Annotated in this window: 11 protein-coding genes; 7 read left to right on the forward strand and 4 right to left on the reverse strand. The window is 67.9% G+C overall.

The window, feature by feature from the left end:
- Positions 1-91 precede the first annotated feature (91 nt).
- Positions 92-1,444 (forward strand): 30S ribosomal protein S12 methylthiotransferase RimO, encoded by a 1,353-nt coding sequence (gene rimO / locus ASF09_RS07660; RefSeq protein WP_060525752.1) that lies wholly within the window; start codon positions 92-94, stop codon positions 1,442-1,444.
- A gap of 108 nt (positions 1,445-1,552) precedes the next feature.
- On the opposite strand, the gene ASF09_RS20245 is transcribed toward rimO, so the two are convergent.
- Positions 1,553-1,699 (reverse strand): lmo0937 family membrane protein, encoded by a 147-nt coding sequence (locus tag ASF09_RS20245; RefSeq protein WP_139226855.1) that lies wholly within the window; start codon positions 1,697-1,699, stop codon positions 1,553-1,555.
- Between the two features lie 164 nt (positions 1,700-1,863).
- Here ASF09_RS20245 and ASF09_RS07665 point away from each other — a divergent pair, with 164 nt between their 5' ends.
- Both ASF09_RS07665 and ASF09_RS07670 read left to right on the forward strand, forming a co-directional pair.
- Positions 1,864-3,255, forward strand: coding sequence for a serine hydrolase domain-containing protein (locus tag ASF09_RS07665; protein WP_060525611.1), 1,392 nt, complete (start codon positions 1,864-1,866; stop codon positions 3,253-3,255).
- Positions 3,252-4,640: a leucyl aminopeptidase family protein gene (locus tag ASF09_RS07670; protein WP_060525612.1), complete on the forward strand. Its 1,389-nt coding sequence runs from the start codon at positions 3,252-3,254 to the stop codon at positions 4,638-4,640. Before ASF09_RS07665 ends, ASF09_RS07670 begins: the two co-directional genes overlap by 4 nt.
- A 108-nt stretch (positions 4,641-4,748) precedes the next feature.
- Here ASF09_RS07670 and ASF09_RS07675 read toward each other — a convergent pair whose 3' ends face one another.
- Together ASF09_RS07675 and tpiA are read right to left on the reverse strand one after the other, a co-directional pair.
- Complete coding sequence (locus ASF09_RS07675; protein WP_235529719.1) at positions 4,749-5,393, reverse strand: hypothetical protein; 645 nt, start codon at positions 5,391-5,393, stop codon at positions 4,749-4,751.
- Positions 5,394-5,594: 201 nt separating this feature from the next.
- Positions 5,595-6,341, reverse strand: coding sequence for a triose-phosphate isomerase (gene tpiA / locus ASF09_RS07680; protein WP_060525614.1), 747 nt, complete (start codon positions 6,339-6,341; stop codon positions 5,595-5,597).
- 161 nt (positions 6,342-6,502) lie between these two features.
- Between tpiA and ASF09_RS07685 the strand changes: the two genes are divergently transcribed.
- Both ASF09_RS07685 and trpE read left to right on the forward strand, forming a co-directional pair.
- Positions 6,503-8,458, forward strand: coding sequence for a peptidylprolyl isomerase (locus ASF09_RS07685; RefSeq protein ID WP_060525615.1), 1,956 nt, complete (start codon positions 6,503-6,505; stop codon positions 8,456-8,458).
- A 4-nt stretch (positions 8,459-8,462) separates the two neighbouring features.
- On the forward strand, positions 8,463-9,953 hold the full coding sequence (gene trpE / locus ASF09_RS07690; protein ID WP_060525616.1) for an anthranilate synthase component I: 1,491 nt from the start codon (positions 8,463-8,465) through the stop codon (positions 9,951-9,953).
- Between the two features lie 187 nt (positions 9,954-10,140).
- Here the strand turns inward: trpE and ASF09_RS07695 are convergent, their stop codons facing one another.
- Positions 10,141-10,545 carry a hypothetical protein gene (locus ASF09_RS07695; RefSeq protein ID WP_056048604.1) on the reverse strand — a complete coding sequence of 135 codons (405 nt, stop codon included), beginning with the start codon at positions 10,543-10,545 and terminating at the stop codon, positions 10,141-10,143.
- Between the two features lie 212 nt (positions 10,546-10,757).
- Here ASF09_RS07695 and ASF09_RS07700 point away from each other — a divergent pair, with 212 nt between their 5' ends.
- Both ASF09_RS07700 and trpD read left to right on the forward strand, forming a co-directional pair.
- The gene (locus tag ASF09_RS07700) at positions 10,758-11,354 is read left to right on the forward strand and encodes an anthranilate synthase component II (protein WP_060525617.1); all 597 of its coding nucleotides are present in this window, start codon (positions 10,758-10,760) and stop codon (positions 11,352-11,354) included.
- On the forward strand, positions 11,351-12,343 hold the full coding sequence (trpD, locus tag ASF09_RS07705) for an anthranilate phosphoribosyltransferase (protein WP_060525618.1): 993 nt from the start codon (positions 11,351-11,353) through the stop codon (positions 12,341-12,343). Before ASF09_RS07700 ends, trpD begins: the two co-directional genes overlap by 4 nt.

Genomic DNA, 12,343 nt, shown 5'->3' on the forward strand with positions numbered 1-12,343 from the left:
GGTTCCTTCCCGCGCAATCTCCCCACCCATGGCGGATGCATTTTCCGCCGCCTAGAAAAAACCGAACTTTGCGCCTATGTGCGCGGGCTTCATGGCAACAACACTCCCCTCCCCGCCGAAGATCGGCATGGTCTCGCTCGGCTGTCCGAAAAACCTCGTCGACAGCGAACGGATTCTCACGCAGCTTCGCGGCGACGGCTATCAGATGTCGCCCGATTACGCCGGCGCCGACATCGTTCTCGTCAACACCTGCGGCTTCCTCGACTCCGCCAAGGAGGAAAGCCTTGAAGCGATCGGCGAAGCCATCGCCGAGAACGGCCGCGTCATCGTCACCGGCTGCATGGGCAAGGAAGCCGATGCGATCCGCGCGCGCTTCCCGCAGGTGCTCGCGATCACCGGCGCGCACGAATACGAGCAGGTCGTCGGCGCGGTTCACGAGGCTGCCCCGATGCCACCGTCCGCGTTCCTCAACCTGATCCCCGACGCCGGCCTGAAGCTGACCCCGCGTCACTACAGCTATCTGAAGATCTCGGAGGGCTGCAACCACCGCTGCTCGTTCTGCATCATTCCGTCCCTGCGCGGCGACCTCGTCAGCCGCCGCCCCGACGCGATCCTGCGCGAGGCCGAGAAGCTCGTCGAAGCCGGCACCAAGGAATTGCTGGTCATCAGCCAGGACACCTCGGCGTACGGCGTCGACCTGCGCCACGCCAGCTGGCCGGTGAAGACCGGCGGCCCGATGGCACGCAACGAGGCCCGAGACGTCCGCGCGCACATGACGGACCTCTCGCGCGAACTCGGCAAGATCGCGCCGTGGGTCCGCCTCCACTACGTCTACCCGTATCCGCACGTCGACCACGTCATCCCGTTGATGGCGGAGGGCCTCGTGCTGCCGTATCTCGACATCCCGTTCCAGCACGCCGCACCGTCAGTGCTGCGCCGAATGAAGCGCCCCGGCAACGATGCGAAAGTGCTCCAGCGCATCCACAACTGGCGCACCATCGCGCCCGACATCACGATCCGCTCGACGTTCGTCGTCGGCTTCCCCGGCGAGACCGAGGAGGATTTCCAGTATCTGCTCGACTGGCTCGACGAAGCGCAGCTCGACCGCGTCGGCGCGTTCCGCTTCGAGCCGGTCGAAGGGGCCGCGGCGAACCTGCTGCCCGACCATGTACCGGAAGAGCTCAAGGAAGAGCGCTACGCCCGCATCATGGAAAAGACCGCGGCAATCTCCGCAGCCAAGTTGCAGGCCAAGATCGGCCGCACGCTCGACGTGATCATCGATGCGGTCGACGAGGAAGGCGCAACCGGCCGCTCGAAGGCGGATGCGCCCGAAATCGACGGCGAAGTATTCCTCCGGGACGCCGGCCACCTGACGGTAGGCGACATCGTCCCGGTCACGATCGAAGACGCCGACGATCACGACCTTTACGGCGTCCCCGCTTAAATCCCTCCGTCACCCCGGACTTGTTCCGGGGTCCACCGTTCCGCAAACTCGATAGCATCCGTTACGCGGAACGGTGGATGCCGGAACAAGCCCGGCATGACGGAAAAGTCAGACGACGTTGCGACCGGTGAACAGCTTGATCAGAACGACGATGACCGCGATCACCAGCAGGATGTGGATCAGTCCGCCTGCGACATGGAAGGCGAACCCAGCCAGCCAGAGGATCAGCAGGATGATGGCGATGGTATACAGCATGGTTGTGTCCCCTAAGACGTAAAATGGCTCCCGGTCGGACGATGAAACGTGCGTGTAACACGGCGTGTTCCGTCAACATTTCTGCCCTAGCCTAACCCCTTCACCCACCACGGAATAAAAATCACGGCGTTGCGCGCGCACGCCGGTTCTGCTTCGTTGCGCGCATGATCCTCCGCCTCCTCGCCGTCGCCGCGCTTCTCCCGGCACCCGCCATCGCGCAGTCGCTCACCCCCGCCGAAACCGCGCAGATCGACACGCTGGTCACCGGCGCGCTCGGCGATACCGGCGTGCCCTCAGCCTCGATCGCGGTAGTCCGCGGCGGCCGGATCGTGTTCGCCAAGGCCTATGGAAAACCGTCCGAGGCGATCGCCAAGCCAGACCCGAAACTCCCCTACCAGATCGCCTCGATCTCCAAGCAGTTCACCGCCGCCGCGATCCTGCTGCTCGAGGACGAGGGCAAGCTCAGCCTTGACGACACCGTCGCCAAGTACATCCTCGGCATCACCGACGGCGACCGCATCACGATCCGCCAGTTGCTCAGCCACACCTCCGGCCTCCAGGATTACTGGCCGCAGGACTACAGTTTCGCCGCGATGGCCAACCCCGTAACCCCGCAGCAGATCGTCGACCGCTGGGCCAAGAAGCCGCTAGATTTCGCACCCGGCACGCAGTGGCAATATTCCAACACCGGCTACGTCGTCGCCGGGCTCATCGTGGAGAAGGTCGCGCACCAGCCGCTGCTGAGCTTCCTCCAGCAGCGCATCTTCAAGCCGCTCGATATCCGCGCGTTCGACCAGGACAAGGCGATCGGCAAGGCCTTCCCGCAAGGCTATGGCCGCTTCGCGCTTGGCCCGGTCCGCCCCGAGACCCCCAGCGCGGACGGCTGGCTCTACGCCGCCGGCGAACTCTCGATGAGCGCCGAAGACCTCGCCAAATGGGACGTCGCGCGGCTGAACCGCACCACACTCCCCGCCGACGACTGGGCCGCGCAGGAAACCCCGGTGAAACTCGCCGACGGATCGAGCAACGGCTACGGCCTCGGCGTCTTCACCGGCAGCGCGAATGGCCGCCGCTATGTCGAGCACAGCGGCGAAGCGGTCGGCTTCCTGTCCGAGAACACCGTCTACCCCGACGACAAGGCGGCCATCGTCGTCCTAACCAACAGCTGGTTCAGCGACGCAACAAGCCGCATCGCCGCCGGCGTCGCCAAGATCGTCCTGCCGCCCGCACCTGCCAATGCCGAAGACACCGCCGCACTCGCCCGAGCGCGCACGGTCTACGACCAGCTCCGCACCGGCACGCTTGACCGCAAAGGCCTGACCGAGGACGCCAATTACTATTTCAAACCAGTCGCGCTCGCCGACTACAAGACCAGCCTCGGCGCGCTCGGCGAACCCACCGCGTTCGCACAAACCGGCAAGACCCGCTTGCGCGGCGGCTTCGTCAACCGCACCTATCGCATCACCTATCCCGACCGCACGCTCTCGCTCAGCACCTATGCCGAGCCGGGCGCGAACGGCCGATACGAACAACTTTTGGTGGCGCCCACACAATGACCGACTTCGCCTCGATGCTCCAACCTGACCGCGGCCAGCCTGCACGCACGATCCACGTCGTCCACCCCGACGCGTATGAAAGCTGGCTCGCGAGCCAGTCGCAGCGCATCCGCACGACGATCGCCGCGCACCGCCTGACCGGCAAAGCCGGCGACCGCGCGGTGCTGCCCGGCGAGACCGCGGACGACTGGTCGATGCTGCTGGTCTGCAACGAAGCGGTGACGTCCCCCTGGCGGATCGCCTCGCTCGGCGCGTCGCTACCCGAGGGTACGTATCGCCTAGCGGAGGGGCCAGTCGGCGCAGCCGGGCTTGGCTGGATGCTCGCCCAGCACCAGTTCACGCGGTACGTAGAGCCAGATGCGATCGGCGCCCGCGTGCTGCTCACCGAAGACGCCGCCCACATCGACCAGACGGTGCGCCTCGCCGAAGCCACCGCGCTCGTCCGCGAACTCGTCAACACCGGCGCGTCCGACATGGGCCCCGCCGACCTCGAGGCCGCTGCCGAAACGCTCGCCAAACGCCACGGCGCGACCGTCACCACCACGCGCGGCGATGCGCTCGCGACCGGCTACCCGATGATCCACGCGGTCGGCCAAGCCGCGAGCAAGGACCGTGCGCCGCGGCTAATCGAACTCGAATGGGGCGACCCGTCGCACCCCCGCCTCGCGCTGGTCGGCAAGGGCGTCACCTTCGATACCGGCGGGCTCGACATCAAGCCGTCCGCCGGCATGCGGCTGATGAAGAAGGACATGGGCGGCGCCGCGCACGCGCTGGCGCTGGCGAGCCTCGTCATGGCCGCCAAGCTCCCGGTCCGCCTCCACCTTCTGATCCCCGCGGTGGAAAACTCCATTGCCGGCAACGCCTTCCGCCCCGGCGACGTGCTCGCGACGCGCAAGGGCCTGACCATCGAGAACACCAACACCGATGCGGAAGGTCGCCTTGTCCTTGGCGACGCGCTGACCAAGGCGGGCGAGAGCAATCCCGAACTGATCCTCGACTTCGCGACCCTCACCGGCGCGGCGCGCGTCGCGCTCGGCCCCGACCTGCCGCCGATGTTCACCGACGAAGAATCGCTCGCGGCGGACCTGCTCGCGGCCGGACTGGAACAGAACGACCAGATGTGGCGCCTGCCGCTCTGGAACGGTTACGACGAAATGCTGAAGTCGGACATCGCCGACATGGTCAACGCCCCCGATGGTGGGTTCGCGGGCGCGATCACCGCCGCGCTCTTCCTCCGCCGGTTCGTGCCCAAGGATACGGCATGGGCACATCTCGACGTGTTCGCCTGGCGGCCGTCCGCAAAGCCGGGGCGTCCGAAGGGTGGCGAGGCCTATGCGCTCCGTGCCGCCTTCGCGATGTTGGCGAAGCGGTACAGCCGCCCCTGATCCGTCACCCCGGACTTGTTCCGGGGTCCACCGTCCCGCAAAATCTCGATACGCGGATTTGCGGCACCGTGGATGCCGGAACGAGCCCGGCATGACGGGAGGGCGACCTCACCCCGTCGCAAACTGCCCGAACGGCAGCAGCTTGTCCGCCAGCGCCTTCGTCGCATTCGCATCGCCAGCCCGCAGCGGCACCAGCACCGCCATCGCCGCCTTGCGCACATACCCGTCGATCGCGGTCGGCGTAGGCGCCTTGCTCGCCGTCTCGACCAGCGCGCGTCCCCGACCATCGTTCGGGTCCAACTCCAGCCGCAACAACCCGGCCAACCCCGCGAACATCGCGCGGTTACCCCCCAACGCCACCGACTTATCCAAAGCCTCGAACCCGGTCGCCTTCTGCGCCCCCGCGACAGCCCGCCCGACGAACCGCCCGAGCTTGGCGATCACGCCGACGTGCCACGCGCCCAGCGCCGCCTGCGCCTCGGCATTATGCGGATAGCGCGTCACCAGCACCTCATATTGTTTCCGCGCGGCGATCGCCTGAGTCCGGTTGCCGAGCAATTTCGCGCGATAGCCGTTTGCCATCGCCTGCATGATCGCCGCCTCGGCATCGTTCGGCGAGCGGCTCAGCGCCTGCCCCGCCGCCGCCGCCGCCCTATCGATCCGCGCCAGCGCGACGCTGCGATCGCGGTCCACGAACCCGGCCTGCGTCAGCAGTTCGCGCGGCGTTTCGGCCCGGGCGGGGATCGCAGACACGATCGCACAGACCGCAATCGAGGCGCCAACGCACCCGGGAAACAATCTGGCCATAAAAACCCTCGCCACCAAAAACAGCATCAAGCCGATCAACGGATCACGTATTAATCATAAGACTATAGGGTTTATAGGGACTTAACGACTTTCGCTGGGAGCGCGCGGCGCCCACCGTCTACCGCCCGCCGCTTACAGCTCCGTCTTCTACAACGAAGCCGCCGCCTCGATAATCGGCACGAACTTCTCCGCGGTCAGGCTTGCCCCCCCGACCAGCGCGCCATCGACGTTCGGCGTATCGAGGATCGACGCCGCATTCGCCCCCGTCACCGATCCGCCGTACAGGATCCGCACCCCCGCCGCCGCATCGCCGATCAGCATCCGCAGTTTCGCACGCGCGATCGCGTGGATCGCCGCGATCTCGTCCAGCGTCGGCGTGCGGCCCGTACCGATCGCCCAGCGCGGCTCGTACGCCAGGGTGAACCAGCTCCCATCCGCATTGTCCGGCACCGATTTCTCGATCTGCGCCTGCACCACGCGCTCGGCACGGTCGGCGTCGCGCTCGGCTTCGGTTTCGCCGCAGCACAGGATGACGTGCAGCCCCTGCCGTCGCGCCGCCGCCGCCTTCGCCCAGGCGTCGTGGCTCGTCTCGTGCTGGTCCGCGCGCCGCTCCGAATGGCCGACGAGCGTGAACGACGCGCCGACCTCCTTGACCATCGCCGCCGAGACACAGCCAGTATGCGCGCCAGAGTCCGCCTCGTGGACGTCCTCCGCCCCGATCGCCAACCCCGGCACGCGCTCCGATGCGCCGGCGATCAGCGTGAACGGCACCGCGACCGATACGTCGATTCCCGGCGCGGCGCTCGCCGCCGCCGCGATCGCCTCGAGTTCGACGAGCATCGCCCGCGACCCGTTCATCTTCCAGTTTCCCGCTACCAGCTTGCGCCGCATCATGTTCTCCCGAGCATTTTGCCCAGCGATAGCGCTGCCGCCAGTCCACGCACAACCCTAAGCGCGCCCATCCCGGCCAGCATCACCTCGACTTGCCCCGACTTGAAGAGCCGCCTTCGCCCCCGTAAAGCACCCATGTTCCCATCCCTGTCGATCGGCTGTCCATGCTCGCTTTCTTCCGCCGTCTTACCCAATCGAAGGCCGGCGTGATCATCACGTTCCTGGTGCTCGGCGTCATCGCGCTCGCGTTCGCGGCGGGCGATGTCACGGGGCTCAGTTCGATGACCGGCGGCGCTGGGATAACCGGCGGCGACGTCGCCAAGGTCGGCAAGGCCGAGGTGACCGCGAACGAGCTCAAGACGCAGGCGCAGACGCAGCTCGAGGGCTTCCGCCAGGAACAGCCGACGCTCGACATGGCGACCTTCGTCAACCAGGGCGGGCTCGACGGCACGCTCGACCGGATCGTCTCCAGCATGGCGCTCGAGCAGTTCGGCCGTGCACAGGGCATGGTCGTCAGCAAGCGCTCGGTTGATGGCCAGATCGCCAGCATCCCCGCATTGCAGGGCCCGACCGGCAAGTTCGACGAGAATCTGTACCGTCAGATTCTCGCCCAGCGCAAGCTGACCGACGCGCAGATCCGCGGCGATATGGTCCGCGACACGTTCGCGCAGCAGCTCACGCTGCCCACCAACGGCGCAACGCAGGTGTCGAGCCAGCTCGCACTGCCGTACGCGTCGCTGCTGCTCGAAAAGCGCACCGGCACGATCGGCTTCATCCCCGCTGCGGTGGTCCCTGCCGGACCTGCGCCGACCGATGCCGACCTCACCACATTCTACAAGCGCAACATCGCCCGCTACACGGTGCCCGAGCGCCGCATTGTCCGCTACGCGGTCATCACGCCCGAGCAGGTCAAGGCGCAGGCCATCCCGACCGATGCCGAGATCGCCAAGACCTATCAGCAGGATCGCGCACGCTACGCCGCGACCGAGAAGCGCACGATCACGCAGGTCGTCGTCGCCGATCAGGCCGGCGCCACCGCACTCGCCGCCAAGGTAAAGGGCGGCGCCAGCCTCGCCGACGCCGCCCGCGCCGCCGGGCTCGAAGCCTCGACGCAGACCGGCGTCGAAAAGGCCGCCTATGCCGGCACCACTTCGCCGCAGGTCGCCGACACGGTGTTCGCCGCCACCGACGGCGCGGTGATCGGCCCGGTCCGTACCCAGCTCGGCTGGACCGTCGCCAAGGTCGACAAGGTCGACAAGGTCGCGGCGCGCTCGCTCGACCAGGTCCGTGGCGAGATCGCCGCCGCGCTGGGCATCCAGAAGGCCGCCGCGGCGCTCTCCGACATCCACGACAAGATCGACGATTCGCTGTCGAAGAACGCCACGTTCGACGAGGTCATCGCCGACCAGAAGCTCAAGCCGGTCACCACGCCTGCGCTGATCGCGAGCGGTGCCAACCCCGACGATCCCGCCAGCCAGCCGAACGCCGCGATCGCGCCGCTGGTCGCCGCCGCGTTCCAGGCCGCCGAGGGCGATGCCCCGCAGCTCGTCCAGCTCGGTACCGACGGCGGCTTTGCAGTGGTCGCGCTCGGCCGCGTCGTTCCGGCCACGCCGCGTCCACTCGCGCAGGTTCGCGCCGCGGTGCTCCACGACGTCACCGCCGATCGCGCGCGGCAGGCGGCGCGCAAGGTCGCTGCCGACGTGCTCGCGCGGATCAACAAGGGGATGCCGATCCAGCAGTCGCTCGCGCAGACCAAGCTGCCGATCCCCGCCGCGCGTCCGCTGACCGCCTCGCGCGCGCAGATCGCCGCGGATCCGCGCGGTGCCCCTCCTGCACTCGCGCTGATGTTCAGCATGGCGCCGAACACCGCCAAGACGCTGGCCGCCCCCGACGACAGCGGCTGGTTCGTCATCAAGCTCGACAGCATCGCCAGCGGCAATGCGGCCGGCAATGCCGCCGCGATCAAGGCGGCGCGCGCCAATATCGGCCGCTCGGTCGGTCGCGAATATGTCGAGCAGTTCGCCAAGGCGGTGCGCGCCGACGTCGGCGTCAAGACCAACGCGGCCTCGCTCGCACGCGTCCGCGCCGACCTGCTCGGCCAGGGCGGCGGCGGGAACTGATCGCATGAGCGCGCGCGAAGCACTGGCCGAAGGGCGCCCGGCGCTCGTCTGGCGTCGTCAGGTCGCCGACACCGAAACGCCGGTCGCCGCCGCGCTGAAGCTCATCGAGCCGGGGCGTGGCGACTTCCTGCTCGAATCGGTCGAGGGCGGCGCGATCCGCGGTCGCCACAGCCTGATCGGACTTGCCCCCGACCTGCTGTTCCGCGCGCACGGCCACAATGCCGAGATCAACCGCCACTGGGCCACCGATCGCGAGACGTTCGTGCCGTGCCCGGTCCCGACCCTCGACGCGTTGCGCGCGCTGGTCGCGGAATGCCGTGCGGAGGTTCCCCCCGAACTGCCCCGCGCGCTCGCCTGCCTGGTCGGCTATTTCGGCTATGAGACGATCGGGTTGGTCGAGAACTTGCCGCAACCGCCGGTCGATCCGCTCGGCCTGCCCGACATGATCTTCGTGCGGCCGACCGTCATCCTGGTGTTCGACCGCCTGACCGATGCGCTCTACCTCGTCGCGCCCGCCTGGGCCGATCCGGCACGCGATCCCGACTCGATTGTGGCCGAAGCCGAAGAGCGCCTCGATGCGGTCGCCGCCAAGCTCGCCAGCACGCCCGTCCCCGCGCCGGTCCGCGCCGACGTCGCCGAACCGACCTACACGCCCGCCCTCCCCGAGGGCCGCTACGGCGAGATGGTCGCGGCGGCAAAGGACTATATCCTCGCCGGCGACATCTTCCAGGTCGTGCTCGCCCAGCGCTTCAGCACGCCGTTCGCGCTGCCGCCGTTCGAGCTCTACCGCTCGCTACGCCGAATCAACCCGTCGCCGTTCCTGTACCACCTCGACCTGCCGGGTTTCGCGCTGATCGGATCGAGCCCCGAGATCCTCGTCCGCGTCCGCGACGACGAAGTCACGATCCGCCCGATCGCCGGCACACGCCCGCGCGGCAAGACCCCCGCGGAGGACGAGGCGAACCGGATCGGCCTGCTCGCCGACCCGAAGGAGCGTGCGGAACACCTGATGCTGCTCGATCTCGGCCGCAACGACGTCGGCCGCGCGGCATCGCCGGGTTCGGTGAAGGTAACCGCGAGCTACGGCGTCGAGTTCTACAGCCACGTCATGCACATCGTATCGAACGTCGTCGGTACGCTGTCGCCCGACAAGGACGCGCTCGACGCGCTCTTCGCCGGCTTCCCCGCCGGCACGGTGAGCGGCGCACCGAAGGTCCGCGCCTGCCAGATCATCGCGGAGCTCGAACCCGAACGTCGCGGCGCGTACGCAGGCGGCGTCGGCTATTTCTCCCCCGACGGCTCGATGGACTCGTGCATCGTGCTGCGAACCGCGGTGGTGAAGGACGGCACGATCCACGTCCAGGCGGGCGCGGGGATCGTCGCGGACAGCGTCCCCGAATACGAACAACGCGAATGCGAAGCCAAGGCCGGCGCGATCCTCGCCGCCGCACGCGAAGCGGTAGGTCGCGCGAAGACTCCTGCTTTCGGCCAGTAAACCGTCAATGACCTAGCAGGAAACTGGCCACAGCCAGAGGTCATACCACCCCGGCGAAGGCCGGGGCCCAAATGGCAAGGTCGCAGTAATCGCCCGCAACCCTCGTTACCCCTGTTTCCCAATTGGGCCCCGGCATTCGCCGGGGTGGTTGGTTTTCAGGGAGTGAGCGGTCCGACTCGCCAAACGCTTAAGGCTGCGTATTCGACTCGCTAGCCGAAGCCCGACGTTCCGCCGCATACGCCTGGTTACGCTGCATGAAGCAGCCCGACTGACCGCCAGTCCCGACCGCCGAGCACGTATCCGGCAACCCGCCAGCCACACGTCCCACCTGATCCATCGTCGCCGCGCGGTTCACCCAGCTCTGGTTCTTCGCGGCGATCGGCTTGTCGTCGCGCAGCGATTTCGGGATCCGGTACGGCTGGTCGAGCGTCGAGCACACGACGATCTCGCCACCGCTAGACTTCGGGCATTTCTGGTCGCCGGTCAGCGTGACGCTGCGAATCCGCTGGGGCGGCGTGTCGACCTGCGCGTCCTGCGCGTAAGCCATGCCGGGAAGGGCGATCAGTGCAGCGAGGACGACGGTACGTAACATCGGTTAAGCTCCTTTGAACGGATAACGTCCGTCACGCGGCATTGCTCCGCGCTGAATGATGCGCGCCGGCCCCGCCGATATAGGAACGACGTCGACCATCCGCGACCAGCACATACCGAATCTGGGGCAATCGGTCGCAGTACCAGTAACGCGCGTATCATCCGGGCCAGCTGCCATGTTGCACCACGCCGCGCTTAGGCTATGGCGGCGCCATGATCCTCGTCGTCGACAATTACGACAGCTTCACCTGGAACCTCGTCCATTATCTGATGGAACTGGGTGTCGAGGTCGAAGTCGTCCGCAACGATGCGATCTCCGCCGGACAGGCTCTGTCGTCGGGCGCGGACGCGTTCCTCATTTCCCCCGGCCCCTGCACGCCGACCGAGGCGGGCGTAAGCCTCGACCTCGTCGCGGCCTGCGCGGATGCCGGCAAGCCGCTGCTGGGCGTGTGCCTCGGCCATCAGGCGATCGGCCAGCATTTCGGCGGCAAGGTCGAGCGCGGCGGCCTCATGCACGGCAAGACCTCACCCGTCGTCCACGACGATACCGGGCTGTACGCCGGGCTGCCCTCGCCGTTCATCGCCACACGCTATCACTCGCTGATCGTCAACGCGGTGCCCGACACGCTGGTCGTCAACGCGACCGCGCAGGACGGCACGGTCATGGGCTTCCGCCACAAGACGCTGCCGATCCACGGCGTCCAGTTTCACCCGGAAAGCATCGCGACCGAACACGGCCACGCGATGCTGGCCAACTTCCTCAAGATGGCCGGTATCCCGGTGAAACCGCGCGAAGGCCCGGAGCTGTGACCACGACCACCGTTCTCCCAGACCCCAGCTCCCCCCTCTCGCGCGAATCCGCCCGAGAAGCGTTCGCCGACATACTCGACGCCCGCGCGAGCGACGACGCGATCGCCACCTTCCTCACCGACCTCGCGACCCGCGGCGAAACCAGCATCGAGATCGCCGAAGCCGCGCGCGCGCTCCGCAACCGGATGATCCCGATCGACGCCCCCGCCGGCGCGATCGACGTCTGCGGCACCGGCGGCGACGGCCACCACACCCTGAACGTCTCGACCGCCGTCGCGCTCGTCGTCGCAGCGTGCGGAGTCCCCGTCGCCAAGCACGGCAACCGCGCCGCCTCCAGCAAGGCCGGCGCTGCCGACACGCTGGAAGTCCTCGGCCTCGACATGGACCGCGTCGGCGCCACCGCGGAGGCAAGCCTCAACGAGATCGGCATCGCCTTCCTGTTCGCCGCCAACCACCACCCGGCGATGAAGCGCATCACCCCGATCCGCCAGCGCATCGGCAAACGGACGATCTTCAACCTGATGGGCCCGCTCGCCAACCCGGCCGGCACCACCCGCCAACTCATCGGCATCGCCCGCCCCGATTACGTCACGCTCTACGCCGAAGCACTCGAACAACTCGGCACCGAAGCCGCGTTGGTCGTCTCGGGGGAAGAAGGCCTCGACGAACTGTCGGGCGCCGGCCCCAGCATCGTCGCCTCGGTCGGTAGCGTTACGCTCCCCGGCAAGGTCACGCCCGAAGACGCCGGCCTCACCCGCCACGCCATCACCGACATCCGCGGCGGCGACGCGCACCACAACGCCGACGCACTCCGCCGCCTGCTGAAAGGCGAGACCGGCGCCTACCGCGACGCCGTCCTGCTCAACGCCGCCGCCGCCTTGATGGTCGCCGGCACCGTCCCCACTCTCGTCGACGGCGCGGCCAAGGCCGCCGCCGCCCTCGACACCGGCAGCGCCGACGCGCTGCTCGCCCGCTGGATCGCCTACTGA

It is taken from the genome of Sphingomonas sp. Leaf242, from assembly GCF_001422045.1.
Taxonomy (GTDB): Bacteria; Pseudomonadota; Alphaproteobacteria; order Sphingomonadales; family Sphingomonadaceae; genus Sphingomonas.